Here is a 25,525-nt window from a genome sequence, read left to right on the forward strand (position 1 = left end):
TTATATTTCATTGGAGTAGATTAATGAGTTACTTGAGTCCATATTGTTTAGCTATGATTTCAACTGTATCGTTTACGTTATATTTTTTAAAATCATTTAAAATAGTCTGTGGTAAATAGTCATATAACTCTGATCGGGTTGCCCACATATACTCGCTATGTTCTTCTGAAAGTATCACTCGGTCATCTGTCGCTCTGCACAAATATGTCAGTAATACGATCTGTCTATGCGGATCCGTAAAAAAAGTAGTAGCAAATAGTAACTTCTCAACACTCACTTTAAGCCCAGCTTCTTCTTTCACTTCACGAGCCAAAGCTTCTTCTAATTCTTCTCCAAAATCGATCTTTCCACCAACGGTTTCCCAGCTCCCAGCGGCAACTTCATCTGCACCTGAACGTTTTAATATCAATACCCTGCCTTTATTTTCAATGACTCCCTTAACCACAACAACGATGTTGTTTTTCAAGATACCTTCACCCATATGTTATTCAGAGAACTCAACTAAAATGGGATGAGTGCTCTCATCCAATGCTTTGTGAATTCTCTCCTTGAAATTCCCCCAGGTTATCATTTCATCGGCTTGTTCTAATGCAAAGAAACCAACCTCATCACTTTCAATACTTGTAGTTAGAGTTCCTCCAATCGGTTTTTCAGTGAATATATTGTTACATACTCCCCGCGTAGTATTCTGATATAGGCCACAAAACTTAATAAGTTCAATATCAATGCCAGTCTCTTCTTTCACCTCTCGAATAGCAGCTTGTGTGATGGTCTCGCCTTCTTCCACACAGCCTTGAGGCATTTCCCAGCCTCTCCTTCCCTTCATAAGTAAGATTTCATCGTTCTCATTAAGGACAATCACACTTGCAGACACAATAAATTTCATTTAAAGTCCTCCGTTTTTTATGTTTTAGATTTCAAAGAGCAATATCTAATCCAAAATCCCCTCTGGATCATCCAATATTTTTGTGATTTATAGTTTCTTTTGTAGCAATACTTCTTCCGTTCTGGCATAGTTTGATTTTTCGTATGTCTTTATAGCCCTTTCATTACTTTGGCCCGTCAGAATTTTTACACTGGTAACACCTCGTGCTTTGAGTTCCTCCTCTATAAAAGCAATTAGCAACGTAGCTAATCCTCTTCTCCGGGCAACTTCGGCAATATACATTTCTGTGATTTCTCCCTGGAGTGCAAGATAACAAAAAGATTTAAAATATTGAGCACAAGCGAATCCAACTGCCTGATCGTCAATCACAGCTAGAGCAATCAACTCATTAGATAAAACAAGGCTATCTATTACTTCTTCTACGGATGTACCTATGCCATTAAAAGCATCATTGAGCTTAAGAAGGTCCTCTGCATCATTTTCGTTCGCCCAACGTATATGAATGTTCTCTTCTTTCATTACGTGACCTCCAATAATAACAGTGTACAGAAATTAATGATCCGGATAGGTTTCTTTCAAGAACTTGATGGATTGGTTGATCAACGCTTGTAATACATCTAGATTGATATCTGCAAGTTTATTGACGTATACACATGCTTTTCCTGTCGTATGTTTTCCAAAGTCTTTTAACAGATTCTCTCTCTCTGTATCACCTGTCGCAAAATACAAACTGATTTTTGCTTTTCGAGGAGAAAAGCCCACCAGGGGTGCGTCACCTTCATGACCAGATTCATATTTATAATGATAGGAGCCGAATCCAATAATACTCGGTCCCCACATCTTTGCTGTATACCCTGTTGTTTCAGTGAAAATATCTAATAGCTGATACGCGTCTTCACGTTTTTTGGGACTATCAACACTTTCAATAAATTCAATGACGCTGTTGTCTGTTTCTTTTGTTTTAAGTTTGTACATTGATAAAATCTCCCTTCATGTCTTCCGTTGCTTTAACGCAGGGAACAGACTTAATATCAGACCAACAATCAGAAACAATATCCATTGTTCGTAACTAATGATTAGAATCAGTTCCCAAAAACTTGCCGGCCCGGAGTTTGGTTCATCATTGTATGGAAGGTCAAAAATAGCTGGTAGTACTCCTAGGGCTGTAAAAACGAATCCAATGATCAAAGAAAGAAAATAAACAGCTCTCTTCAATGCCATCACGCCCTCAAATAATCAGGAAGTCTTATCATGAAGCGTTCACTATTTCTATTAAATTGATATTGTTCATATAATTCATGTGCATCCAATGTTCCGAGTAACCCCATTAAATCTTTAAAGCGATCCGATTGTGTTATCACTTCAATTAGTTTCTTACCAAGTCCTTGGCCCCTATATTCCTCATGAATAAAAACATCACAAAGCCAATACATTGTCGCATCATCTGTGACAACCCTTGCAAAACCAACTTGAATTGCCTCTTTATATATCCCAAAACATATTGAAGAATGGATGGACTTTTCAATTTTTTCATCGGATCTCTTATTGGCCCAATAGCTTCTAGCTAAGAAACCCTTTACCGCATGGATATCCATAAGTTCTTTGTTATCACTGATAAGATATTCTCCATATATAAAATCCATCAATCCCAGCTCCTCTCAAAATCCTTGATGATTCAAGTAATACTTAATTCCGGCACGATCAACATCAGAAAAATCTAATGAATTCTCCATAAATAATTTATTTAGTTTCTTAATGTCAATCCATTGAATATCTATTGTTTCGTCACCAGCTTCTAGCAAATCTCCACTTGCCTTACATCTAAAATAATATCCAACAGAATCAATTGGTCCCTTAATGGTTTGATAAGCAGCGAATGGTCTAAGACATTCCACTTCAAATTCAGGATTAATTCCAGTTGTATCAATTCTTGTTTCAGTACCTTCAATTTCATAAACATCTAATCCGGTTTCTTCTTTAACCTCTCTTACCAGAGCTTGGATCAACGATTCAAACGGTTCAATTCTACCTCCAGGAAGTTCAAACTGAAAAGAGGAATCTATCTTTGTTCTTCTTTGTATAACAATCTCTGTTGCTTCGTTACCAGGTCTTTCAATGATCGCTCTTGAATTAACATAGAACATGCAATCAGTCCTTTATTAGTTTCAAATTTTCTTTATAACTCAAGGGACGTTATCAGCTGCTCATCAGTTTTAATGTTGTCACCTAGAATGTTTGACCTTTTTCTTGATTACCTAAATCATGCATTTTTCATAAATCACAATCGTCATCTTGTCGTTAATTTGTTTCGTATCTCCCTTCTGTCTATATCCTAATTTCTCATAAAGGTAACAATTCCTCTGCTCTTCTGAGATTGTAGCCAACTCCCATATTCTCGCATCGCTATACCTATCTTCTATCATTGAAAATACTTTTTGTGCAATCCCTCTCCCTTGGTAATCGGGTAAAATAAATACGGGGCTTACTCGATAGATTTTATTCTCTTTTTTTACTACTCTAATGGCCCCCACAGGAATATTTGCTTCTCTTATTAGGTAATAATCTGTATAGCTTTGATTTATTCGATCTTCTATTTGTTCTACCGTTTGATTTGCTGGGCTTGTTTCATAGTCTTTATACTTATTTAAAAGAGGCATGAATGCTTTTATTTGCATTTCGTGAATAATTGAAGCTTCTTTAAGACCTGCTTTGGATAATGAGATTTCCATTTCATATCATCCTCCGTTATAAAAGCTAATTAAGTGTTTTGCTTCTATGTTAGTTCCCAACAATACACGTATAATATGCGGTTTCGTTCTTCTTGAATGCATTCTAAATCTTTAACTTCATTTGTATAGTTATTATTTTTTGTTCATTTAAATCCGTTATTCGCATATCAAAGGGTTTAAATCCTTGCTTGTGATAAAATGCTAGTCCTCTTGAATTCGTGCTATGACATGATAATAATAAGTGTTTAACTTTATAAATCGATTTCGCCTTCATTATCATCGTTTCCAACAAATAATTAGCAGCACCTTTTCCTCTAAAATCCTTCGATACAATAACGTTGCCCAACCAACATACATCATCTTTATAGTCATATAAATTGGCATAAGCTACAGCTTGACCTGACTCCTCATTAACAATAACTGTTGGTTCGTATCGATTCTTAAGAAGCTTTAATATCTGATCTGGTGTTAAAGGATATTTAAACCGGGGACTAATATAAAACAATTCTTCCTTTGACTGAGGAAAAGAACTTATACTTTTTAAGTCTTCATTCATTAGAGATCTATAAGAATAGATAGGGTGCCATCTCCTTTTTAGGTCAGACATTTGTTATTACATTCTGTTAATATCAATCGTATTGCCAAATCAGCTGTCCTCTCCTTGTTTTGGCTGCATATATGATTTGACCCGTGTGATAATGAATTTCTCTTACCATTGCTATCATTAGATTCAAAACCGTTGTTTCATTATTTACTTGACTGAATGTAAGAGGGGGACGATTAATGAAAGGTTGAGATAACAACAAGCTTGGGTTGAAACTGAGGTGTTCAAGATATTTAATCATAATATCGAATGATTCCTTGGTCATGTTATAGGCTTCTTCTATCGACATTTTAAGTCCTAATTCAAATTCCTTATCCCTGTCTCTTGAATCAGCAATATCATAAAATATCGTTTCAATTCTTGAGTGAACACAACCTCTTATATGTGCAACGAGATTTGCAATACTATTACTTTCTTGATTTGGTGACCAGGTGATATCTTCTTCTGATAATTGTGAGATCGCTTGGAGAGTCCATTTTCTTTCAGATATAAATTTCACTAACATACTCTGAATTACTTCTAATTCAATTTCCATGAGCACACTCCAGTCTATAATTTTTCAGCTAATCTACTAAACAACCGAAAAAGTATTTCCTTTAATTCATTACATCCTTGCGCTGATTTCCTATAATGTTGTTGTTCAGCAAACGGATCAATTGCAACCTCTGCCAATTAGTTCTTCTAATACTCCTCGAACTCCTGCCAGACCTGGATGTGCAAATGCCCTGATATGGGACTATTTTGTTATAAGTAGCTACTACTATCTTCAGGATTTAATTATGTGTCCGCTCATCTAACCATCTCTTTGATTCTTCTAACATGCCTAAAGTAATTTGATGATTTACTTTGGAGTACTCAACAAATTGCACTGAATTATTTAGATTATTGTTCTGTTCAATGACATTCATAAAATACTTCTGACTATCAATTGGAATAGTTGTATCTTCTGTTCCATGTAAAATAAGCATCGCTTTATTCTTCATATTCCTTGTTAATTTAGCCGGATCTAGCTTTAAGATTGTATCCTTATCTATTGAAGTCCAAGGTGTTCTTCTATCTCTTTCACAAATGAGTTCTTCAAATCTTTCCCAAGCGCATGAACCGTTCATTATTATTGCAGATTTGATACTTATGTTATTTGCATAAACACCTGCCGCTGCAAAACCGCCAGTAGAATTACCGACAACTCCCACTATCTTGTCATGTAAGGTTAATTCAGAAATAAGATCTCCAGCCTCTTCAACTGTCTGAATGACTACATTCCAAAAATATTTTTGTATTTCTTTAGGATCAAAATAGTTAAGCTCCCCTCTGGTACCGTGATATGGAATTTCAGGTATGATAACCGTGTATCCCCAATCAGAAATCAACGAACCAAAGAAAATGTAATCCTTAATGTTTGAAACCCATCCATGATATAAAATGAGTATCCCTTTAGATTGACAGTTAGGCTTAATCCATATACAAGGAATCCGCGCAATTAATTGTTCATAATAACTATCCATTAGCTCTCCATTATTCTTTATGTAATTATATATTGAAGAAATCGCAAAGTTTAAGCGACTCAGTTCTTCACATATTTTCTACGGCCTTAAACAATATTCAATTTTTCCACCAATCGGTTTTGCTAAAAATAATGTATTCACGATTAAACCATATACATTCTGAAATATTCCAATGTAATAAGATGTCATGCACCAAATTCAGCCTTCTTTCTTTATTCTTAGAATCATGACTTTCGGGAAATGTTTTAAATCGTTTGCATTTTTTCACATTGGATCATTGGATTTTCGATTTCACGAGACATCCCTTATTCTTCATCAATATAATTTAAAACGTTATTTAAATACTTCTCTATAGGTTGTGACGAATCAACACGCAAACATTGAATATCATTAGGTCTCTTACTTTCATTAACATTATTTTTAAACTCTTCTTCAGATGTATCCGAAATCTGACTTATCATCCGTTCTCGATTTTGTAATCTTTTACTTATTTCCTGATAGTCATTCAGGTAACATTCAACGTACTTATATTTAGCATTATACTTCTTACTTAATGACGAACCTCTTTCAATCATCTCAGGATAAAAGCATGGACTATCGAATATTACGTCATAGCTTTGGGAGAGATAAAACTCTATCAGGGCCCAATCAATATTATATGAAGTCATACCTAAAACTTTTAATTCTAAATTACTATCCCCAATGGATTTTAATATGGAAGACTTTGAGATATCATGATCAATAATTATGGCACCCGTAATTTTAGCGATCCTTCTTGAAAGAGTCGACTTACCGGAACCAGGAAATCCCGACATTTGAAGAAAAAACATCTATGAAACCACCTTTCCCTTTGAGATTTCCAATTCATATTTAACTTGCGTTTTGCTGTGCCCTTCTATGGTTTCAATCATTTCTTCTATTTCTTTAAATCCACTTTTCTCATAAAATGCTCTTCCTATATAATTCTCTTTCCCTACCCAGGCAAACAGTTTATTTATTGGCTTTAAATCTTGAGTGAATCTCTGAATAAATTCTTTTCCTATTCCCATTTTGTGATATTCAGGTCGTATATAGATTCTTAGTAATTCATATTCTTCTTCTTTGACTTGTCTTGTTTGAGCATATCCACCGACTCTGCCATTAAATTCTGCTATTAAAAAACTCCGTTTAGCACTTTGAATATCTCTATCGATAGATCGACTTAAATTCTCATCTGAATATGCTCTACTTAGAAAATCTTGTATGTAGCCTTCGGAGTATATGCCTTGATAAGTATAATTCCATGTTTCTTGAGCTATGGATTGAATGTGTGGGATATCCTCATGTGAGACAAACCTAATTGTTATCATCTGGCTATCCTTCTTTCGTTATTAATTAATGAACTTTATAGTCACTCTTGAGAAATGCATAAATAGCATTATCAACAAATCGATTCTTCCAATAAAAATTCCCCTTCAATATGCCTTCTTCTCTGAAGCCGATTTTCTCAAGAACCTTTCTTGATCCCACATTCTCCGGTTCTACAAATGCTTCAATTCGGTTTAAACCAAGCGTGTTAAATCCATATTCAATTACCTTTTCAACCACCTCGGTCATAAAACCTTGATGCCAATATTCTGGTGATAGTTCATATCCAATGACAGCCTTATAATGATTTTTCATCCAGCCATGAAAGCCACATGTTCCGATGACTTTGTTTTCCGACTTCAAAGTGATTCCCCAACGAATAGCTTGACCTGATTCAAATCTTTCATTCCACCTTTGAATTAATTCTTCTGCTTGTTTAATGTTTGTGAAACTCTCCACATCATAAAACTTCGTAACTTCATCCAATGAAAAACATTGAAATATATCTTTGGAATCATTCTTTGTTAGCTCTCTTAATACAAGTCTTTTTGTTTCTAACTTGGGAAACTGCGACATTTTAGTTCTCCTTAATGGTTTAAGTTGTTTCACTCAGCATCTCTAGGATTCAAATAAAAATAAATCTATAGAAACTGGGATCTTTTATGTCCTTTAATGAGGAAATTATATGCACTAAGCGCTAACCATATTATTACATATATGAAGTAAATCAAGCAAAAAAAAAAGCAGATGGTCTCTCATCTGCCCTGAAATATGGGAGAAAGCCATGCAGCTGATTTAAAATCCCCCTCCATGCTCTTGATCTTAATTTTCCTCGACTGCCAATCTCCAGTCATTACATCGTATGGTAGTCCCAATAGGGTATTCAAAATCACACTCGCCAATATACGAAAAGCCCAGCTTGCGACAAATGGCATTTGAAGCGGGATTCTTGGTTTTAGGAAAAGCGTGAATGAATTTATGTTTCTTCTTTTCAGAACGGATAGAAGCTATGGCTTTTGCTGTTGCTTCTGTCGCTATTCCTCTACCTTGATATTCCGATAAAACACTCCAACCTATCTCGAAAATAGATTCTTCTTTCCACGACTGATCCCAATACCCTACACTACCCACGACTTCAAGATGCGGAAGTAAGAGAATCTTAAACATTTTCCCTGTTCCATTTTGGGCGATTTCATAATAGCGCTTATGGCGAGCTAGTATTTTCTCCTCAGTCTCTGGTCCTCCGAAGTGTACTGTCATCTCAGGCGAATTTAATTGGCGAAGCAAATCTAAATCTCCTTCGTCCCATAGTTCAATTCTTACCTCTGGCGAATTCCTTTGTTCCATCTCATTCACCTCACTGTTTTTATTTGTACCAAATTTAGAGGAAGAGACTTACTATTCTCAGTTCAATTATATCAGAACATATATTCTTATTCAGTAAAAATTTATCATTATCTTTTAAATGGAATGCCTGATATCTTTTAAGCCAAGTTCACGGTTTATAGATCTTCTATGTACTTACAGACCAAATCCCCAAATGTTTTGATATCCTCAAGATAGTCGTACCCTAACGGATTTTGTCCAGTCTGATTATACATTCTTACCGCAACAGTTTTACACTTAGGAATGACAAGACAGGCACATCCAGTGGCGCCCAGAGACTGGAAAGAACCGTGTGGAAGTTTATCACCTAATTCTGTAAAAGACCGCGGTTCATCTTGCACAAACCAAAAAAAACCGTTTCTCGGCAATTGTTGTTCCAGATCAGGAGGACTAATTATAGTGGTTGTCTGCTCAAATATTTCTTTAGGAAGTATCTGATTCCCGTTTATAGCTCCCTTATTCAAATGCAGATAACCCCAATATGCTAGTTCCTTTGTGCTCATAAATAAGTTGGCCTGGTTACCTTGATCATCCTTATATTGTTCATTGAGCCATACTAATTTTTCATTATTTTCCTTCCTCCATCCTGTTTGGTTAAAGCCCATAGGTGAGAATAAACGCTCTTCGAGTAATTGTGATACAGGGATTTTATATAATTTCCGAATAATCTCGATTAGCAGATTAACACCAGTATTATTGTACTTCCAGTCGGTTCCTTGAAGAAACAATCTATTATGCAGATCACCTAAACCATGAGTGTGGGTTAACAAATGTCGTATTGTTATATGCCTTAGTGCTTTCCTATCTAACTCATTCAAGTAGTCCACAACAAGATCATCTATACTTCTGACCTTACCTTCATGTAATGCAAGACTAATAGCAAATCCTAAAAATGTTTTTCGAACTGAAGCAACATTAAATTGTGATTCCTCATCAACTAATCGACTAGGTTTAGAATTGTCATGTACTCCTGAGTACCATTCATTCACGATACGATCATTATGAATAATATATGTCGCAGCAGCGGTAGCAGATATTTTATTCTTTACCTGTAAGACATAATCATTCAGTTCAATGAATGCTTTATTATTTGATATTTTTAGGTTAAACAATGAAAGGTGCACCTTCTTCACTATGTTTATTGTTGTTGTTTTTTCTTCATGAAATTTTCAAGTTCTTCCCTTGTCTTTGGGTGTAATATTATACTTTCAGATGTCATCATTCTTTCTGGTAAATTAGTTTCTTTAACTTTACGCCCCCATTTTCTTGAGAAAGCCCGCCAGTCACATACCATTTCTATCAAATATTTCTTTGGCATTGGTAAGGCTTCTCTAGTATTTTTATTTACTATCCAATACTCCCAGTGGTGTTTATTATGATTTTGATGGTGCAGCCACGCATTCTTCCATCTCAGCTCGGTATCCTCGTCCTTCTGATTTGAATAGAATTTACGTGCATAAGGAAAAAATTCGTGAGGAGAGAATTTAGACATGTCATGGATTATCCCTTGAAGATATAATCCTTCTTTCCAACATTCGATAAGAACGTTTAATTTATGATCCAAAACATAAAGATAATACCGCCAATATACTAGGAGTATAGTGACCATCTCCTTCGGTTTTAAAGTTTTTTACTCAATTTAGAAACAATTGGTATATATCCCCTTTAAAATGAAATTGATAGCTGTTGTCTATACGTATATATCCGTAAATACAATGTTCTCTATTCCTGTAAACAACGCTGGAGAAGTTTTTATTGTCTTTGTTACCTTCTGCAACCAATAATCGGTTTCCCTCACATGCCAAAACAATTCCAATATGATCATGAGAATTATCGGATAGAAGCTTTTCAAAAATGACAATATCACCACGCTTTGGTTTAAAACCCTGGTATCCATCTTGATATAAAAAATTTGTTTCAGGTAGCTGAGCCCAATCTAACCAGGCGCCAACCCCAGCTAATCGATAACTGTGATTCGGGTATCGAATAGGGAGTATGATGCCAGCCTGCATGCAGCAATGATAGATGAATGCGGCACACCAATTTGCTTCCAGTACTTTATAGATATCCGAGTCCGGCCAGTACTTGCATATTTCCCGATAGTCTTCATCCTCCGGAATTCCCATAATCCTTTGAACTGCAAGCGCTTCCGCAATTTCAGCCAACTTAAGACGTCTATCTTCAGTTCCTTTGATTATCGTTCTTTTGTTTATCGGTTCTCTGTTAATCTTGCACTTCACCTCTACCTGTTCTATCGGAATCCCTAATTCAACAAAACTTTTTTGTAATCTATTTATCTCAATATCAGAAAAAAGATCCTCCGGATTCTGAACATACATCTGTATAAGTATGGCGTCTTTAATAATTTCTTCATATGGTCCATGGACCTGATTTTTATCGTTTTGATAAAGGATCGATCGAAGAATGACAGATAGCTCTTCGTCGGTAAAGATTTGGGTGCTACGCAAAATCGGTCTTACCGAATCCGCACTGTTAAGGCCAGGGAAGTATTTTATGCCGGTTTTATAGAAATAAAAATCATGGAGCAACCCTGCGATCGCCGCAATTTCCGAATTTTCTTCTCTTCGTATGGCAAGTAAAGAAGCGAAGCTAGAAACCCCGAAAAGATTAACCAATGCTTCCTCTTTCTTGGAGGTATTCTCTATAGTAAGTAGCGTTTCAAAAACAAGAGTACGAACAAATTCAACCCGTTTAAGCTTTTTCTGTGAAATCAAACTTTCGCCTCCTGTCACTATATTAGATTTAGATAGCTACTATCTAAGGTCGGCTCGCATGTCGTCAGAGTCAACTTCCCTGATTGTTCATTGAATGAAAAGGGGCATAAGCACCGCTGTAAAAAGTTTAATCTCGGATGATATCATATACTTTCTATAAAAAGTACTATTCCAATATCCATTCATTGGCTTTCAATCCATAGATTATTCTATCTAGAAACCTTCCATTGATATACTCGTAATCTCTTAGTTCACCTTCACGTTTAAACCCTAATTTCTCAGGAATTGCACGGCTCTTTAAATTGTTTGTAGCTGCTCCTATCTCAATTTTATTTAATTTCAGTTCGTCAAAAGCATGATTTATTAATACTTTAATAGATTTAGTAATTAATCCCTTACCCTCATATTCTTTACCTAGCCAATATCCAATTTCAGTTTTTTTGTTCTCTTGATCTAGATATAAGTAACCAATAGAACCCACAAGTTTATCCTCACTCCATATTCCTAACCAGTAACCCTCTTCCTTGGCATATCTTATCCGTGTTCTTTCTATAAAGGTTTTTGAATCATCCGCTTCTACAGTAATACTAGGAAACTTCAGCCACTCACCTATATGCTCCCTATTACTGTTAATCAAATTATATAATTGTTCTGCATCTTTAATTTTCAATAGCGATAAATAAGAAGAATCATCAATTTCGTATTTAAACATTGTCGCATTCTCCCTTATTCCTAAGTAAGTACCCATCTTCTTTGAATATTTTTTTAAATTCCTTGATTCTTATAATGCATTACAATTTGCTTTGTCCGTTTAAAACCTGACAATTCGTAGAAGCCACCCAAATCCTCTGTACAAAACAAACTAATAACGTCAATATCTTTCAATTCATCTAAAAGTCTTTTGACCATTAGTTCTCCTATTCCTTTATTTCTGTAAGTACTTAATACAACAACATCTTCTACATAAGCCCGATATATTCCGTCTGAAATAGACCTGCAGAAACCAACTAATATATCATCTTTCCAAGCTCCTACTGCAACACCGCTAACAAGTAGCTGTAATATTCCATTCTCATCTCGGTTAGGCCACCAACCAGCATCTTGATAAAGACCCATTAGTTCAGATTGGAGAATCGGTCTCTCTGTATGTAATTTTAACGTTATCATAAGTAACCCCCATAGATAATATTTTTTTGGATCTATTCAGTAATTTCAAAGTTTTCTTGCTTTGATAACGAAGGTTACAGGAAACATCTTCGCTCTTTTTACGAGATCATTATTTTCATCATGCAGTGTTCCTGAATTCATAAACTTCACCAACTTAAAGGCCAAATGGTTCGATGCCTGAACATGTTGTTATCTGCTGTACACATTGCGAAAGGATACTAAAAGAAGCTATATACCCCGTCTTCAAAGTAGTTATACTCTTCATCCGTTATTCTTAACTTGCCATATGCGTTAAAAAATATTTCTTTATCTCTATCATTATCGAAAGCATTATATTTTGGTCTAATTGCCAATGCTACATCATATCTTGGATCCCCGTTCGTAGCTCCTGACCAATCGATAACTCCAACTATATTGCCTTCATTAACTAATACATTATCTATTGTAAAATCGCCATGAATCAAAGTGTTATCTATTGGTTTAGGTCTTACTTCTTTCAATCGTTTAAGTAGTTCTTCTGTTCCGTCTACTGCAAAGTGAGTCAGATTATATTCTGCTTTATTTAGCATTGTATCTAACCAAGGATTATCATTCTTCAATAATTCAATAGGACAAGAACATTCATGTATTTTCTTTAAACAAAGTCCAAAGTTAAAAATAGCTTTTTCTTTATCTTTGAGATCGGGCTCTTTAGATAGAAATTCTCTCAAACTTATTCCATCAATATAATCCATTAAAAGCCATCTCGATTTATTCTCGACATGATATGAATGTGCGCGCGGAACAGGTAGTCCCGTATGGTAAAGAGATTGAAGCACCTTGTATTCATCTGACAACGATTCATTATAGAGATCGTTTTCTGTCTTTTTGATCACATACTTTTTATCGGGCGTATCCAAAATAGCTACGATAGAAGTATGACCTTGCCTGGGAAAAGTAATTCTCTGAACTTTTCCGATTTGTTCTATTATTTCAATTGGGAGGTCCTGAATATTCATGCATTCATCCTTTCTCACAATTCTCTCTCTTTTAGATAACGTTCCCTAAGAACCCGAGAGGCTCAAGAAAGTATCAAAAGATATGCCAATAGAAAGTATAGTAAGAATGCTGTTGAAAGCCTATTGATTTATAAAAAGAACTATCCGAAATAACATATGCTTTTTCAGTACCTAAGGACCGACCTCTTTTCAAGGCTTCTAATACCACTGCTTTTCCAAGCCCCTTCTGCTGATACTCCGGAATTGTACATACAGGTTCAACATAAACATAATTCGTTTTTTTACTGTACCATCGTATGTTTTCAGACAGATCATTCTCCACAAACTTCTTACTGCGCAATAAATCTAGAGCGTGAGTATCTTTGTCATTCACTGCAATCCCAACGCCATTTTCATTACTGCGAGTAGTAGTGGTATATTGGGGCTATTCCGTTTACTTTTTGTAAAGTTCTTTACCCTCATTGTCGAATATTACTAAGTTCTCTACTTCATTAATTTGAGTATTAGGAATCAAATATCCCTTCTTTTCCGTAATCCCTCTTGAATAGAACTTCCCATCAGTATAAGTAATTAAAATACGATCAGCTCCAGAGCTTAACATTTTGTTATTAACTATCACTGCTATATATGGGTTTCCGTTTCCTACAAACACAGGATTTGAATAATTTATTCCCCATGATAATTTTTGGTCATATACCTTCCCATGTTGATCTGTATAAAGGGTAATTAATGAGTTTTCGAGCAAAATGATTGCTGAGTCCTTAATCCATATACTATCTTGTAAATCTAAACGATGACTATTTACATAATCAGTGATTTGTTCATTGGTTGGGGCGTTATATATTAGCTCGTTCTTGTTACATCCCATTAATAAGGTTGAAATGAATAATATAAACACTATACATTTTTTCATTTTTCGCTCCTTGTATATATATCCGGCATCTCACATAACGCTCCTGTATTAACGATGTCCGACGAAGTCGAATGTTTTACTGAGCCAGCTTCCCTGAAATTCATTCTGCAGACCAAGGTTCCGTAAGAAGCCGCTGCGTAAACATATTGTTATCTGATTTCGGCTCATATCCTTGACTAAAGACAGGACGTCAGGAGGTGCCTGATTTTATAATTCACTATGAACAAACTAACATGTCTCCGTTATTTAAACAGGCTACCTAATATCGGTAGCCTGACCCGTTAGATTAATTATTATATTTACAATTTCGAGCTACATGACATTGCGATTGACTTTATCTCATGTCTTTAGATCGAACAGCTACCATGCGGGTGCGATACGTGGATGCATTGTTAAGGGACACCTCAGACTTTACAAAATTATTTACAAATTGTACTTTATCTTTATATACTTCATATTCAATATTCCCATATCGACTGATGTCTCTAAGTATCCAATGATCTGCTCAAAAGTAAAAACATTAAGTGCTTCTATCAAAATTTCTTTGTCATAATTCAAATCGTCAATTATATATGGCACAAACTTTTCGACATCTGTAGATTTAACTTCCTCTAAATCCGGTATTGTTGGAATGTGAATGAGCCTGTTTCTTAATTCCTCTTTATATCCATAATGTTCAAGCAACTTCCCATTCAATAATCTAAATTCGTTATGATACTGTTTATATAGTCCCTCATTAGCTTCCATTCTGTTCCTTAACCAAGGTAAATTAAAACCTTTCAACCATATGTCATCTGCAATTAAATGTGTGAAATAACCCAGAACGTAAAGGTCTTCTGCCTGTGATCGGTACTTATGTAAAAATCCTTTATAGTCTACGTTCCTTGAATAATCCTGAATTTCACCAGCAAAAAAATGTGATGAATCTTTTGTTGTAACAGCATCCGGTGCAATATTTCCAAGTAAAAACGGCGTCTTATCTACAATAGATAAGGAATCTGCGATTCTATTTGCCACAATCAGATGCATTATTCTTGAACCCATACTTCTTCCTCCCCTCAATGAAAGTTTGAAGTGTGTTTGTCTGATTCTGCTTCCTTGAACTGATATTTTCAATCATTAAATTATTTTTTGAATACTGATGTGATAATCATTTCTGCACATTCCGGCGTATTCAAACTCGTATCGACTGAAAAGCTATAGCGAATGTGTTGCGACATTATTTTATTTTGCTCATCGGATTGATCTTCTCTTCTGTCACCACGTTCTATATTTCGCTTACGACAAAGATCTAACAGGCAGTAAACCTCAACGATATCCAAAGGATATCCATCGAATATATCTTGGACTTTATCATAATGCGGCTTCAATTCCGGTCTTTCAACAAGTATCCCATCGATTAAAACATTCTTTCCATGATCCGAAAATAATTTTGCTGTGTGATACATTAGAATGATCGCTTCACTTAAATACTTCCAGTAGTCTGTTTGCAAATGTTTATCACCAATCGTATTTTCAAAAAGATCATTGGCCACAACATAAAAAAAGGGTTCATCGTAATTTTGCATAGCTTCTACGATGGAAGTTTAACCTGAACTGGTTACGCCATTCAGAAAAATAATTTTCCCTTTATCCATTTTCTCATCTTCCTTTGCATCGGTTATGTTTGAGTTTATTATCCCCAATAAAAATGTACTTCCGAACTCATCAGGAAAGAATATCGTTGCGCACATAAAAGACATAATAATCGTTGATAATACAGCACTTGTTAGTTTTATAAATAATGATTTCTTCATTAGAATCATCCTATATACAGCTTATCAATCGATTTACCATATCTAACAAGTATATGCCACATGTATTTTAATTCCTGAAGCACTTCTTCGTAATTACCTCTGTCAGACCAGAGATCAGGATTGTGCTTCAAATCGTTGACAGCATTCCCAATTACACTTGCGTCAATATTACCGTTGCTTGCAATTCGCTTCGCTAATGATGGCATGGTTGGACCCCTAAAATCAGAGGGCACTTCCTCTGCACGCATCGCAAATCCCATATGCCAAAATAGTTCAATGGAATATTTGATGCAGATTTGCTCTAAATAATTCCCTATTTCCGTTCCTTTGAACGATGGGTCAGCTACTAAAATTTCCACATCATCTTCAAGATATATATCTCCATGAATTTGAGTTTCGATAAAATGGTTAAGATTCCGATGTGGGGTCAGTTTTGACGGATCCTCTAACGAACGTTCCAGATTGTACAATAGCTGATCTATCAATTTTTTAGGAGTAAGATCTTTTTCTCCTATAGCATAATCCCGAAAGAAAGCATCCGTAAAAAGCGCAGATAAAATATCGTCTAATTCCTCATATGTCCCCTTTTCCTTTGGAGCATCTTGAGAGCCACCGTAAGTGAACGTACAGCGATATGAAGCATTCGGTTTTAAAAGAAAATAACAAGAGCCGAATCGTGGAGACGGTCCATCCGGATGTAACAACAAATGAAGAGCACCATACTTTGGCCGTTCAAAGTTGGTTGCACCTTCTAACTGATATGCTCCGCCAAATAGTTTTTCCTCCCAAAGATCTCTTGCACCACCTACGTATGCAGATACGCTCCCATTGGATATAAAAGTCTCGAACTGACTTTTATAGATTCCCTGCGCTAATAAAGATTGAGCTACACTTTTCATATCTAAAACCGGACGATCCGGATGAAAATGCAAAGCCACCCTTGCATGGGATTTAATCTTATGAACTGCTTCTTCAAAGGTGTTCCAAGGAATATTCGAAAAATGAAAAATTTCTTTGAGTGATGCTTGAGCTTCTCTTTTTTGGGATCTTGCGTCATTACTTATATATTCAATCGCTGCGTTCTGAGATCTTGTAAGTTGTCTGTTGTTCGACACAAGAAACACCATCCTTTTCTAAAATTGAGACCTCTACCTACTTTTAAAAACAAGGCTATTAGGAGCATCATCACTCCCTGCAGTAACGCATAATTTCATAGCCTTTATGTAAGCGTTCGCAGTTTTTTTTAAGTCACAATGTTTAAGTGGCTTTAGGCACTTAGTGACAGGTGGCTTTGCCAATTAGCAGGTTGAAAGTGTCCGGTGAATCTGCTCTTCCGGACCACGAACCCTGCTGCCCATTAGATGATGTCACTCATTTCTTCGAGTTACATTCAGAGTAATTTTATTGTTGTTTCCATTTATGTAATTCGAGTAGTTTTCCGGTTTCATAAAAATACTTTATGGCTTCAAGCATGGGAATTAATTCTATACAAATGTTATCACAATAATTGCCTAACTGACCACCAACAACCAGAGGAATTTCACAGTTACCCTGTTTATCGTTTATAAGAGTATATATAGTATCATCAATTGTAATAGACACAATGAAATATTCAGGTCCGCCCCCAACTAATGCTGAATCGGTGTCTGATACCTCAAAAAATACTAATGTAAATTTATCTCCATCGAGTTTTCTTAAAAAACTTAAAGCGTCCGTCCATGTAGGATTCACAACGATTTCTTCCTTAAATGTGGCCCCATTCCATGCATCAATACTAATAGATTTTATCATTTTTTCTTTTCATCCTTCTTAGATGTTTTACACTTCACTGAATTGCTTCCAGCAAGACCAAGGCAGCGTGAATACTCTGACATGTAATGTCACAGTTTTCTTTATATACCTCAGGAATTCTAATCATTCCACATTCTTGTTACTTCTTCTAATTCTAAGTCCTCGAATTGCATTTTATAAATATCTGGTTTCTTTAATTGATTCAAAAACTCCAAACCAAAAGCTGAATCAAAATGATTCATCATCAAAGTCATCACAAGACCATGAGTCCCGATTGCTATTTTCTTCCCTCTATTCTCTTTTAGTAAGGGTTTTAGAACTGAGATTGCTCTTTTCTGACAATCAGCATTGGACTCTCCACCCGGCAAGGTATAATCAAAATCATTAAAACTCTCTCTGATACTAGACATTAACTCTGCATTTTCAATATTATAAGATGCAAAATGTCGTTCTCTAAGATCTTCAAATGCTTTAATATCTAACTTTAAGTGCTTGGCCAATCCTTCAACACTCAGAATTGCTCGAGTGTAAGGACTTGATATAATCATGTCTATTTCTTCACCTATAAGTAACTTCGTTACTTTTTCAATATCGATCTTTCCTTTTGGGGTAAGCCCTCTTGTTCTTTCATTTCCTTCGTTGTATGGTGATTCTCCATGCCTAACCATATAGATAATTGTCTTCATACAAGCCTCCTTTAGATGCTTTCATAAAAATCACACTATGATTTCACATAAAGTTGATATATTCGCGACGTCCATTCTCTATATATAGCTCTTATCTTAGGGGAATGGGTACCAGCCTGATTACTCTTCTCGAATATACTTCTGGTAGATCAAGGGCCGTATAGACCTCAGTTCGAATATGATGTTAGGTGATTTGACCGTCTTCTTGCAGGTCTTCCATCTTTGTTTTTCCTATCTGACCTGCTTTACGGTAATTTCACCTAACGTTACTGTATTCACGACGCGAGCCGGCCTTAGATAGCTCCTATCTTAAGTCGGCTCGTGTGTCGTCCGATATCTACCATGATTATACATCGGGACGAACAAGGGGCGTAAACCTCACAGCGTGGATATAATGTTATCTGAAGGATCAGCCTTCATCGAATCATCTAGTACCTATGATTGCTATTATTTGTTGAATAACTTCCGCTATATTATTTGGGTCCTTAATGATAAATATATAATTTGCTTCATCTTTACTAGGTTGTATTTCTAACAAATTTTCTTGTCTCTCCAATACTTCCAAAAAGCTTGATGCACTTCTAAATATAGCCTTGCTTCTTTGCGTGCGTATAACGCGATCTTTCAATAAATCATCGGGTAAATCAAAATACACAATGATACTTTTAAATTCTTTGTTATGAAAATATCGGAGAACTTTTGCTCTTCCTGATTTATTCAAATTAGAGTTACTTAAGATAATGTGGAAATTGCTTTGCTCCGTAGCGTAGTTAACAATTGCATCAGTTACAGAGAATTTTAAAGTGTTTGGGCCTTCTATAGGGCGAAGTTTCTTGTAATGCTCATTAATAAATTCAGCATGATTATCTTGATCAATTACAATAGCTTGTTGTAATACAGATTCTAATTCTTTGGCAAAGGTGGTTTTGCCACTATGAGTTTTTCCTACCGTCATGACTACCAAGCGGTCCATAAGAATCTCTCCTATTTCTATTATGGTTTTTACCGGACCCTCACTTAAAGTTCTCGTATCCACAACGTCTCATCACCTGGTCGGAACGAGTGCCTAGTGGCCCTATGCATGAATATAGTGTGATGTGAATGTGATGTGATGCTTAAGACTTCATTTGAATTACTCTCGAATTCCTATTCCTATATCTGTACATTCATTACCAATCTTCAAGTTCTGAAAGTAATACACCTTTTTTGGTAAGTTTAAGACTTTTATTGCTTGTAAAACCTTCAAAACTCTGAATTTGCTTATGGATAAATGAGAATTCAAATATCTTTGTAAAATCTCCATTCAAAGTAAAATGAACTTTACTTTCTTCTGGAACAAATATAAGCGAAATTAGGGTTGGATAATCCCCACTTTGCTGAGCAGTACCCTTAAGCAAGTTAAGGCCTGTTTCAATATTAAATGTTTCTTTGTTATTTGTAATGACTTCATAAGCCTTTATATATCTATCCTTTCCTGGTCCTTCAACATTCTTATATTCATTATTGAAATTATCCGATACTGGAAAATTAGTTAGTACCATGAAGTCCCTATACGAAGAGTTAATATCAATGTTCTTTCTTCCAGGCTCAACAATATATGTCTTCCGATTTCTCCCGGCTATCAAACTGTGGACACTATGACTAGGGACATTAACAATTACGTTATTGGTTAAATATTCACTTAATTGAGATAACTCGATCCGTCCTGAAAGAATTTCTTCAAACAATTTCATAATATGTACGCAATTCTTGCCACGTCTATATTTGCCTTCTTCAATTTGGATCGACCATTAATAAATTCATGAATGTACCACTACTATTCAAACCGAAGGCTGGATAAAATTGTCCATCATCATTCTGAAGGACTGATAGTTGATCTTCGCCAATCATAATAATTTTGATTGGTCTTGGAGAAATATCGAAGTTCATACCAATAAATGTCTTGTCTAAATGAACAGCGAAACTAGTACACATTGAGGTAATCTCCTTTATTGTTTTTTCTTTTTTCCGCCATTCCAAAGTTTCAAATAACGTTTCTGTATTCGCGAGGTCCATTCCCCATAGAGAGCTCTTATCTTAGGGAAATGGACCTCGCGAACAACTAACAAAATTACTTATTGCCTTCGTTAAAATATGTTATTTCATGTCCATCTATTAGTCTTCTTAATCCATCTTTATAGTAAGGCATTAATTGTTCAGCCTTCTCTATATCAACCCAAGCTATTTCAGAAATTTCATTAGGTCTAACTATTTCTTCATTCCCGCCGATTACCTCACCTTTAAATGTTATAAATATTACATGTTCTTCTTTTTCCGGAAATTTACATTCATTTACTGCCAGTATTCCATGAACTTTAATATCTAGTCCAGTTTCTTCTTTAGCTTCCCTTATTGCTGCTTGGTCTAATGATTCTTCTCTTTCAACAGCGCCACCTGGAAGTGACCATCGGTCACTAGAATCATCTACATTCCTTACCATTAATATTTTGGAATTGGTTGGGTCAGTAATTAAGGAATAAGCTACATCGACTCTGATCATTATGTTTGGCTTCCCTTCTGATTTAGATCTGATTATCTTTCATATAACTTTACTTCATTCACGAATCCTCACCACCTTAAGTAAATCTGAAAGGATTAGATAGATCTTATCTTAGCCTCCCAGATCATAAGGCCGCGATGCGGTTAGGTGGTGCTGGGTTATCCGCCTGACTCCACCTCTTTGAAAATCCTCGGGCGGACCAAGGGGCGCGATACGACCCACCGCGTGAATGCGGTGTTATATAATGCTGGCTCTTTCTTGATATACTTACAGATTCTCTTTATATTGCGGTCATTTCTTTGGTTGATATGCTCCTAACTCATTTCCAAATGGGTCTGTAAACTTAATTACCCATCCAAACCCATGATCTTCATATAGTCTTACCTTTACATCATGTGTTTGTAACGTTGTGTGTAATAATTCAATGTCCTTTGTTAGAAACATAAATGATGGCATAGGAAAACCATCATTGGATAACCATAATGTCTTATCATTTTTCGAACTGAAGTGAAGCATCAGTACAGGGCCTGAATTGAATTTCAGCCATGCTGCATGAGGATAAACTCTCAGTAGTTCTAATCCTAACACTTCACTATACCATCCTACAGCCTGATCAACGTCTTTAACAGGTATTTGAATATGATCAACATTCTCAATCAAGTTATTCAAAAAAATTCCCTCCTGGGTTTTGTGTTTTTTCAGGGTTTAGCCAGTTTCATATACATTCTCGTATTCACGAAACGAGCCAGCCTTAGATAGCAATTATCTTAGACTGGCTCGTTTGTTGTCTGAGTGTTCTTCCATGATTATACATCTGACAACCAACGGGTGCTAGCCCCACAACATGAATACATTGTTAAGCGCCGTTACTGTCTTCGAAACATCACCTAAAAACCTTTGATCAAGATTCCAACTCTATTTTTCACTTTGGTATAAAAACTCAACTTCACTATCTAGCAAATATCGATATTCAAATAATTGCATTGTTCTTTCCCTAATTCTCTCCCGTATAACCGTGCCTAGGCTTACCGATCCTTTTGATCCAAGGTAACCATTATTAATAAATGTCTTCTCTACAAATGTTGTTTCCCTTAAGTGATACTGTAACCATTCTTTCTGCGATTCGATTAGTGCTTCTCTTGGTTCTCTATCCAACTTAGAAAGAAGCTTATTATATATTTGATTCAACTCTTTATCCCAAATTTCTGTATATTTGCTTTCCAACGCTCCCCATGCCATTGTTGTAATAATCTCTTTGGAATTTTGAAATTCATTAAATTCTACTTCATAATCATGATCTATAGGATTTCGAAGCATTTCATCATAAAATTCTCCTTTTAAATCGTAGTTCCCAATTCTCATGGATAACACTTCATTGTTAGAAGGCTCTGATCGACCTTCAGTTATTTCTTTCGATTCTGTTCCATTACCTTTACTCTCTACATCAGGATGTAGTTCAGAATTCATTATTGATTTAGTTTCGCTATTAGTCGATTGACTAATATTTTGACAAGATGAAAACATTATCGTAATAAAAAATAAGAAGAGTATCTTACCTTTCATAAATTATCTCCTTAAATATTATCTTTAATATTTACCGGTAATGGCGCATAACGTTGTTGTATTCACGAACCCGAGAGGCTTAAGGTCTGCTAAGACCGGGTGGCTCCGCCACTTAGCCTCACAGGGTTGTCTGCTGAATCCATGTCTCTCCGAAATGCGCCTTGCAGACCAAAGACCCATCAGGGGCCGCAGCGTGAATACGGTGTTGTCTATTTAGCATTTCCATTTTTATAAATGGATTAATAAATGGATTATAGCTATTTCATTATAAGGAACTGCATATCCGCATTGATATTTGAACAAGGTTTTCTCTTATTTCTGATCTGCTATTCCAACTTCGACTATCCCATTCGACACCACTTAAATCATCACCGCCATACAAGATAACACCTAATTTTACATTTCTAAATTGTGAGACAGCCATAAATGCTGCTGCTTCCATTTCTACAGTTATACACCCTTCTGCTTTCCGCAACTCAACCTTTTCTTTAGTCTCTCTATAAAATGAATCTGTCGTCCAAGTTTTGGCCTTAATATACTTTATATTATGTATATTAATGTAATGGTATGATACTCCTTCATCTCTCACTGCCGAAAATGGTACTATTACATGTCCAACAGCAATGTCTTTTTGTAATACACCTGCACCACCACAAACTATAAATTTCTGAAAACCATAGGCTATCAGTTCTTCTAAGAATCCTGCTGAACCTGCAGCTCCTAAATACCCCAAAGTAATATGTACTTTTTTTCCTTGATAATATGTTTCATATATTGGTAAATCTAAAGTCTCGCAATGTAGACATGCAACTTCTTTCAACTTCCCCTCCGTTTTCATTTTTTCAATTACATCTCGAAAAAATGTTATGACACAGTATTCAAATTCTTCTTTTGGCTTGATAAAATTAGTTGCCTCTATTATTGCAACTCGCGATTCATCAAATTCCAATATCGGGAATTCATTAATATCGATTTTTTTGTTCTCCACCTCGACATACCTCCAAAGTAATTTAAATTTTTTTATTATTTCTTTGCAGCTATTACATATAACGTTCCTGTATTCACGACGTCCGACGGAGTCGGAAGTGTCCGGCTGCTTCTGCGCACCAAGGGCCGTATGCCCGATGCGTGAATGATGTGTTATCAGATTCATCGCCTTCTTGAGCTACATTCACTATCTTTCACTTATCAACCAAGTCTTTGCTTCCTCCGGATCTGAGAAATATGAAACAGGGTATTCTAGCTTTAAATTCTTTATTTTGCGTTTTAACTTCCATTTACTTATACTTGAAAGTCCAACAAATGAGATTTTCTTTACATAGCCATTCAAGTTATTTAGATTGTTCACAAGTTCTTGAAGAACCATTTCTGTTATAGATGTTTCATACAGATCAATCCATATCTTCAGTTTTTTATTCGCTTTAAAAATAAATTCTTCTTCCAGTCTCATTAATTCAAAAAGCTCTTCGTATTTTTTATACTTACTTCCATATTTAAGGCAATGGATTTCTCCACCCTTATAATAATATGGAAAAAGTGAACCTCCAGGCGACTTTATCATTCAGGTCACTCCTTTAGTTAGTGTTGAATGTTGTTCCGATGATTTCATCTAACATCTAATTTATGCACTTCGTAAACACCACATTTAACTCAATTTCTGAACTACATACATAATAAACCATATTGTTCCATTTGCGAAGGTACTACAACAAACAAAAGAGCAGCCTATACATCAGGCCGCTCTCCACCTACATAATCTATTACTATCTTAAATAATGCATTTACTTCGCACCACTACTCCATACCACTCTCTCACTCATTGCCTTATGCTGCGCAATCAAGCAGAGTTCTGCCGCCTTAAACGCATGCTCTTGTGTCATCGCGATTTCTGTTCGATCGAGACAGTCCCGGATCAGTTCACCGAAGAATGGATAACCTACCTGTCCTTTGACGCTATAACGGTATTCCCCTTCATGGTTAACCAGGTATACCTGATCGCCTTCAGGCTCTCTCGCCACGTCGATATACTTACGCAGTTCAATGTATCCGTCCGTTCCCAAAATAACCGTTCGCCCATCGCCCCAGGTACCCAGACCATCCGGTGTAAACCAGTCAACGCGGAAGTAACCTGAAGCCCCGTTGTTGCCGATGAGTGATGCTTCGCCAAAGTCCTCCAGTTCCGGAAATTGTGGATGATTGAAGTTGTTCACCCGACTGAACGCCACTTCTGCATCCGTACATGAAGCAAAGGTCAGAAACTGCTCGATCTGATGACTTCCAATATCACAGAGGATGCCACCATACTTTTCATGCTGGAAGAACCATTCAGGCCGACCACCCGCATTCAATCGATGCGGCCCTGTCCCCATAACCTGTACAACTTTGCCGATGGCTCCCTGTTCGATCAGTTGTCCGGCATAGATTGCACTTTCCACGTGCAGACGCTCACTGTAATAGACCATATACTTCTTCCCAGTGCGTTTAACCTCTTCACGCGCAAGGGCCAGTTGATCCAGTGTGGTAAAGGGGGCTTTGTCCGTAAAATAATCTTTGCCTGCGGCCATGACTCTCATGCCGAGTGGTGCACGTTCCGATGTAATGGCTGCTCCGGCTACGAGCTTCACTTCATCGTCAGCAAGTACCTCCGCTTCAGATGCCGCGATCTGTGCCTGTGGGAACTGTTTCCGAAAGGCCTCGACTTTAGCCGGGTCAGGATCATATACCCATTTGAGCGTTGCCCCAGCCTCCACCAGCCCGCCAACCATACCGTAGATATGTCCATGGTCCAACGCAACAGCAGCAATGGTAAACTCCCCTGGACCGCATACGACCTCTTTTTTCAGACTCTTTGGAGCATAGAACATTCCGTCTTTTGCCATG

Annotated in this window: 37 protein-coding genes; all 37 read right to left on the bottom strand. The window is 36.3% G+C overall.

The genetic code is table 11. The features are described from left to right. Positions 1-28: 28 nt before the first annotated feature. The 37 genes from ACR1R9_RS15150 to ACR1R9_RS15330 all read right to left on the bottom strand — a co-directional run bounded on the left by ACR1R9_RS15150 (position 29) and on the right by ACR1R9_RS15330 (position 25,524). Positions 29-481 (bottom strand): NUDIX domain-containing protein, encoded by a 453-nt coding sequence (locus ACR1R9_RS15150; protein ID WP_179087162.1) that lies wholly within the window; start codon positions 479-481, stop codon positions 29-31. A 3-nt stretch (positions 482-484) separates the two neighbouring features. Then, a complete protein-coding gene (locus ACR1R9_RS15155; protein ID WP_433923264.1) occupies positions 485-886 on the bottom strand; it encodes an NUDIX hydrolase in 402 nt (133 codons plus the stop codon). A gap of 87 nt (positions 887-973) precedes the next feature. Then, the gene (locus ACR1R9_RS15160) at positions 974-1,405 is read right to left on the bottom strand and encodes an N-acetyltransferase family protein (protein ID WP_433923263.1); all 432 of its coding nucleotides are present in this window, start codon (positions 1,403-1,405) and stop codon (positions 974-976) included. A 33-nt stretch (positions 1,406-1,438) separates the two neighbouring features. Further along, on the bottom strand, positions 1,439-1,861 hold the full coding sequence (locus tag ACR1R9_RS15165) for a DUF1801 domain-containing protein (RefSeq protein ID WP_433923262.1): 423 nt from the start codon (positions 1,859-1,861) through the stop codon (positions 1,439-1,441). A gap of 245 nt (positions 1,862-2,106) precedes the next feature. Beyond that, on the bottom strand, positions 2,107-2,529 hold the full coding sequence (locus tag ACR1R9_RS15170; protein WP_433923261.1) for a GNAT family N-acetyltransferase: 423 nt from the start codon (positions 2,527-2,529) through the stop codon (positions 2,107-2,109). A 15-nt stretch (positions 2,530-2,544) separates the two neighbouring features. Next, positions 2,545-3,030 (bottom strand): NUDIX hydrolase, encoded by a 486-nt coding sequence (locus tag ACR1R9_RS15175; protein ID WP_433923260.1) that lies wholly within the window; start codon positions 3,028-3,030, stop codon positions 2,545-2,547. A 111-nt stretch (positions 3,031-3,141) separates the two neighbouring features. Further along, complete coding sequence (locus ACR1R9_RS15180; RefSeq protein ID WP_175381292.1) at positions 3,142-3,615, bottom strand: GNAT family N-acetyltransferase; 474 nt, start codon at positions 3,613-3,615, stop codon at positions 3,142-3,144. 103 nt (positions 3,616-3,718) lie between these two features. Beyond that, positions 3,719-4,171 carry a GNAT family N-acetyltransferase gene (locus tag ACR1R9_RS15185; RefSeq protein ID WP_433923259.1) on the bottom strand — a complete coding sequence of 151 codons (453 nt, stop codon included), beginning with the start codon at positions 4,169-4,171 and terminating at the stop codon, positions 3,719-3,721. Between the two features lie 73 nt (positions 4,172-4,244). Beyond that, entirely contained in the window at positions 4,245-4,754 is a 510-nt protein-coding gene (locus ACR1R9_RS15190) for a DUF1572 family protein (protein WP_433923258.1), read from the bottom strand. A gap of 238 nt (positions 4,755-4,992) precedes the next feature. Continuing rightward, positions 4,993-5,724 carry an alpha/beta hydrolase family protein gene (locus tag ACR1R9_RS15195; protein ID WP_433923257.1) on the bottom strand — a complete coding sequence of 244 codons (732 nt, stop codon included), beginning with the start codon at positions 5,722-5,724 and terminating at the stop codon, positions 4,993-4,995. Positions 5,725-6,029: 305 nt separating this feature from the next. Then, complete coding sequence (locus ACR1R9_RS15200) at positions 6,030-6,554, bottom strand: AAA family ATPase (RefSeq protein WP_310852665.1); 525 nt, start codon at positions 6,552-6,554, stop codon at positions 6,030-6,032. Then, on the bottom strand, positions 6,555-7,073 hold the full coding sequence (locus ACR1R9_RS15205; protein ID WP_433923256.1) for a GNAT family N-acetyltransferase: 519 nt from the start codon (positions 7,071-7,073) through the stop codon (positions 6,555-6,557). 25 nt (positions 7,074-7,098) lie between these two features. Next, entirely contained in the window at positions 7,099-7,647 is a 549-nt protein-coding gene (locus tag ACR1R9_RS15210; protein ID WP_175381295.1) for a GNAT family N-acetyltransferase, read from the bottom strand. 246 nt (positions 7,648-7,893) lie between these two features. Then, positions 7,894-8,418 (bottom strand): GNAT family N-acetyltransferase, encoded by a 525-nt coding sequence (locus tag ACR1R9_RS15215; protein WP_175381296.1) that lies wholly within the window; start codon positions 8,416-8,418, stop codon positions 7,894-7,896. Between the two features lie 155 nt (positions 8,419-8,573). Further along, complete coding sequence (locus ACR1R9_RS15220; protein ID WP_175381297.1) at positions 8,574-9,569, bottom strand: serine hydrolase domain-containing protein; 996 nt, start codon at positions 9,567-9,569, stop codon at positions 8,574-8,576. Between the two features lie 26 nt (positions 9,570-9,595). Further along, entirely contained in the window at positions 9,596-10,066 is a 471-nt protein-coding gene (locus tag ACR1R9_RS15225) for a DUF5662 family protein (protein WP_326066295.1), read from the bottom strand. A 25-nt stretch (positions 10,067-10,091) separates the two neighbouring features. Next, complete coding sequence (locus tag ACR1R9_RS15230; protein ID WP_433923255.1) at positions 10,092-11,192, bottom strand: CHAP domain-containing protein; 1,101 nt, start codon at positions 11,190-11,192, stop codon at positions 10,092-10,094. A 166-nt stretch (positions 11,193-11,358) separates the two neighbouring features. Then, entirely contained in the window at positions 11,359-11,904 is a 546-nt protein-coding gene (locus ACR1R9_RS15235; RefSeq protein WP_433923254.1) for a GNAT family N-acetyltransferase, read from the bottom strand. 53 nt (positions 11,905-11,957) lie between these two features. Continuing rightward, positions 11,958-12,359, bottom strand: a complete 402-nt coding sequence (locus ACR1R9_RS15240) for a GNAT family N-acetyltransferase (RefSeq protein WP_433923253.1) — start codon at positions 12,357-12,359, stop codon at positions 11,958-11,960. Positions 12,360-12,577: 218 nt separating this feature from the next. After that, on the bottom strand, positions 12,578-13,357 hold the full coding sequence (locus ACR1R9_RS15245; RefSeq protein ID WP_433923252.1) for a phosphotransferase family protein: 780 nt from the start codon (positions 13,355-13,357) through the stop codon (positions 12,578-12,580). A 73-nt stretch (positions 13,358-13,430) separates the two neighbouring features. Next, positions 13,431-13,730, bottom strand: coding sequence for a GNAT family N-acetyltransferase (locus ACR1R9_RS15250; RefSeq protein ID WP_433923251.1), 300 nt, complete (start codon positions 13,728-13,730; stop codon positions 13,431-13,433). A gap of 60 nt (positions 13,731-13,790) precedes the next feature. Beyond that, positions 13,791-14,270, bottom strand: coding sequence for a hypothetical protein (locus ACR1R9_RS15255; RefSeq protein WP_433923250.1), 480 nt, complete (start codon positions 14,268-14,270; stop codon positions 13,791-13,793). A gap of 423 nt (positions 14,271-14,693) precedes the next feature. Further along, positions 14,694-15,314, bottom strand: coding sequence for a zinc dependent phospholipase C family protein (locus tag ACR1R9_RS15260; RefSeq protein ID WP_433923249.1), 621 nt, complete (start codon positions 15,312-15,314; stop codon positions 14,694-14,696). 80 nt (positions 15,315-15,394) lie between these two features. Continuing rightward, a complete protein-coding gene (locus ACR1R9_RS15265; RefSeq protein WP_433923705.1) occupies positions 15,395-15,850 on the bottom strand; it encodes a phosphotransferase-like protein in 456 nt (151 codons plus the stop codon). A 6-nt stretch (positions 15,851-15,856) separates the two neighbouring features. Further along, positions 15,857-16,066 carry a hypothetical protein gene (locus tag ACR1R9_RS15270; RefSeq protein ID WP_433923248.1) on the bottom strand — a complete coding sequence of 70 codons (210 nt, stop codon included), beginning with the start codon at positions 16,064-16,066 and terminating at the stop codon, positions 15,857-15,859. Between the two features lie 5 nt (positions 16,067-16,071). Beyond that, the gene (locus tag ACR1R9_RS15275; protein ID WP_433923247.1) at positions 16,072-17,181 is read right to left on the bottom strand and encodes a DUF3626 domain-containing protein; all 1,110 of its coding nucleotides are present in this window, start codon (positions 17,179-17,181) and stop codon (positions 16,072-16,074) included. Positions 17,182-17,467: 286 nt separating this feature from the next. Beyond that, positions 17,468-17,857 (bottom strand): hypothetical protein, encoded by a 390-nt coding sequence (locus tag ACR1R9_RS15280; protein WP_433923246.1) that lies wholly within the window; start codon positions 17,855-17,857, stop codon positions 17,468-17,470. 119 nt (positions 17,858-17,976) lie between these two features. Further along, a complete protein-coding gene (locus ACR1R9_RS15285; RefSeq protein ID WP_433923245.1) occupies positions 17,977-18,543 on the bottom strand; it encodes a histidine phosphatase family protein in 567 nt (188 codons plus the stop codon). A 424-nt stretch (positions 18,544-18,967) separates the two neighbouring features. Then, entirely contained in the window at positions 18,968-19,516 is a 549-nt protein-coding gene (locus tag ACR1R9_RS15290) for an ATP-binding protein (RefSeq protein WP_433923244.1), read from the bottom strand. A gap of 196 nt (positions 19,517-19,712) precedes the next feature. Beyond that, on the bottom strand, positions 19,713-20,276 hold the full coding sequence (locus ACR1R9_RS15295) for a hypothetical protein (protein ID WP_433923243.1): 564 nt from the start codon (positions 20,274-20,276) through the stop codon (positions 19,713-19,715). Positions 20,277-20,316: 40 nt separating this feature from the next. Further along, complete coding sequence (locus tag ACR1R9_RS15300; RefSeq protein WP_433923242.1) at positions 20,317-20,562, bottom strand: hypothetical protein; 246 nt, start codon at positions 20,560-20,562, stop codon at positions 20,317-20,319. 91 nt (positions 20,563-20,653) lie between these two features. Next, complete coding sequence (locus ACR1R9_RS15305; protein WP_433923241.1) at positions 20,654-21,082, bottom strand: NUDIX hydrolase; 429 nt, start codon at positions 21,080-21,082, stop codon at positions 20,654-20,656. A gap of 291 nt (positions 21,083-21,373) precedes the next feature. Beyond that, positions 21,374-21,751 (bottom strand): VOC family protein, encoded by a 378-nt coding sequence (locus ACR1R9_RS15310; RefSeq protein ID WP_175381307.1) that lies wholly within the window; start codon positions 21,749-21,751, stop codon positions 21,374-21,376. 246 nt (positions 21,752-21,997) lie between these two features. Then, complete coding sequence (locus tag ACR1R9_RS15315) at positions 21,998-22,645, bottom strand: lysozyme inhibitor LprI family protein (RefSeq protein WP_433923240.1); 648 nt, start codon at positions 22,643-22,645, stop codon at positions 21,998-22,000. Between the two features lie 265 nt (positions 22,646-22,910). After that, positions 22,911-23,633, bottom strand: a complete 723-nt coding sequence (locus ACR1R9_RS15320) for a nucleoside phosphorylase (RefSeq protein WP_433923239.1) — start codon at positions 23,631-23,633, stop codon at positions 22,911-22,913. 186 nt (positions 23,634-23,819) lie between these two features. Next, positions 23,820-24,206: a hypothetical protein gene (locus tag ACR1R9_RS15325; protein WP_433923238.1), complete on the bottom strand. Its 387-nt coding sequence runs from the start codon at positions 24,204-24,206 to the stop codon at positions 23,820-23,822. A 220-nt stretch (positions 24,207-24,426) separates the two neighbouring features. Then, positions 24,427-25,524 carry a Gfo/Idh/MocA family protein gene (locus ACR1R9_RS15330; RefSeq protein ID WP_433923237.1) on the bottom strand — a complete coding sequence of 366 codons (1,098 nt, stop codon included), beginning with the start codon at positions 25,522-25,524 and terminating at the stop codon, positions 24,427-24,429. Between the last annotated feature and the right edge of the window lies 1 nt (position 25,525).

Source organism: Paenibacillus taichungensis (assembly GCF_050994985.1).
Classification (GTDB): Bacteria; Bacillota; Bacilli; order Paenibacillales; family Paenibacillaceae; genus Paenibacillus; species Paenibacillus taichungensis.

Coding starts and splice junctions, on each gene's coding strand:
- ACR1R9_RS15150 (WP_179087162.1), bottom strand. CDS start 481: ATGGGTGAAGGTATCTTGAAAAACAACATCGTTGTTGTGGTTAAGGGA.
- ACR1R9_RS15155 (WP_433923264.1), bottom strand. CDS start 886: ATGAAATTTATTGTGTCTGCAAGTGTGATTGTCCTTAATGAGAACGAT.
- ACR1R9_RS15160 (WP_433923263.1), bottom strand. CDS start 1,405: ATGAAAGAAGAGAACATTCATATACGTTGGGCGAACGAAAATGATGCA.
- ACR1R9_RS15165 (WP_433923262.1), bottom strand. CDS start 1,861: ATGTACAAACTTAAAACAAAAGAAACAGACAACAGCGTCATTGAATTT.
- ACR1R9_RS15170 (WP_433923261.1), bottom strand. CDS start 2,529: ATGGATTTTATATATGGAGAATATCTTATCAGTGATAACAAAGAACTT.
- ACR1R9_RS15175 (WP_433923260.1), bottom strand. CDS start 3,030: ATGTTCTATGTTAATTCAAGAGCGATCATTGAAAGACCTGGTAACGAA.
- ACR1R9_RS15180 (WP_175381292.1), bottom strand. CDS start 3,615: ATGGAAATCTCATTATCCAAAGCAGGTCTTAAAGAAGCTTCAATTATT.
- ACR1R9_RS15185 (WP_433923259.1), bottom strand. CDS start 4,171: ATGAATGAAGACTTAAAAAGTATAAGTTCTTTTCCTCAGTCAAAGGAA.
- ACR1R9_RS15190 (WP_433923258.1), bottom strand. CDS start 4,754: ATGGAAATTGAATTAGAAGTAATTCAGAGTATGTTAGTGAAATTTATA.
- ACR1R9_RS15195 (WP_433923257.1), bottom strand. CDS start 5,724: ATGGATAGTTATTATGAACAATTAATTGCGCGGATTCCTTGTATATGG.
- ACR1R9_RS15200 (WP_310852665.1), bottom strand. CDS start 6,554: ATGTTTTTTCTTCAAATGTCGGGATTTCCTGGTTCCGGTAAGTCGACT.
- ACR1R9_RS15205 (WP_433923256.1), bottom strand. CDS start 7,073: ATGATAACAATTAGGTTTGTCTCACATGAGGATATCCCACACATTCAA.
- ACR1R9_RS15210 (WP_175381295.1), bottom strand. CDS start 7,647: ATGTCGCAGTTTCCCAAGTTAGAAACAAAAAGACTTGTATTAAGAGAG.
- ACR1R9_RS15215 (WP_175381296.1), bottom strand. CDS start 8,418: ATGGAACAAAGGAATTCGCCAGAGGTAAGAATTGAACTATGGGACGAA.
- ACR1R9_RS15225 (WP_326066295.1), bottom strand. CDS start 10,066: ATGGTCACTATACTCCTAGTATATTGGCGGTATTATCTTTATGTTTTG.
- ACR1R9_RS15235 (WP_433923254.1), bottom strand. CDS start 11,904: ATGTTTAAATACGAAATTGATGATTCTTCTTATTTATCGCTATTGAAA.
- ACR1R9_RS15240 (WP_433923253.1), bottom strand. CDS start 12,359: ATGATAACGTTAAAATTACATACAGAGAGACCGATTCTCCAATCTGAA.
- ACR1R9_RS15245 (WP_433923252.1), bottom strand. CDS start 13,357: ATGAATATTCAGGACCTCCCAATTGAAATAATAGAACAAATCGGAAAA.
- ACR1R9_RS15255 (WP_433923250.1), bottom strand. CDS start 14,270: ATGAAAAAATGTATAGTGTTTATATTATTCATTTCAACCTTATTAATG.
- ACR1R9_RS15260 (WP_433923249.1), bottom strand. CDS start 15,314: ATGGGTTCAAGAATAATGCATCTGATTGTGGCAAATAGAATCGCAGAT.
- ACR1R9_RS15270 (WP_433923248.1), bottom strand. CDS start 16,066: ATGAAGAAATCATTATTTATAAAACTAACAAGTGCTGTATTATCAACG.
- ACR1R9_RS15280 (WP_433923246.1), bottom strand. CDS start 17,857: ATGATAAAATCTATTAGTATTGATGCATGGAATGGGGCCACATTTAAG.
- ACR1R9_RS15285 (WP_433923245.1), bottom strand. CDS start 18,543: ATGAAGACAATTATCTATATGGTTAGGCATGGAGAATCACCATACAAC.
- ACR1R9_RS15290 (WP_433923244.1), bottom strand. CDS start 19,516: ATGGACCGCTTGGTAGTCATGACGGTAGGAAAAACTCATAGTGGCAAA.
- ACR1R9_RS15295 (WP_433923243.1), bottom strand. CDS start 20,276: ATGAAATTGTTTGAAGAAATTCTTTCAGGACGGATCGAGTTATCTCAA.
- ACR1R9_RS15305 (WP_433923241.1), bottom strand. CDS start 21,082: ATGATCAGAGTCGATGTAGCTTATTCCTTAATTACTGACCCAACCAAT.
- ACR1R9_RS15315 (WP_433923240.1), bottom strand. CDS start 22,645: ATGAAAGGTAAGATACTCTTCTTATTTTTTATTACGATAATGTTTTCA.
- ACR1R9_RS15325 (WP_433923238.1), bottom strand. CDS start 24,206: ATGATAAAGTCGCCTGGAGGTTCACTTTTTCCATATTATTATAAGGGT.
- ACR1R9_RS15330 (WP_433923237.1), bottom strand. CDS start 25,524: ATGGCAAAAGACGGAATGTTCTATGCTCCAAAGAGTCTGAAAAAAGAG.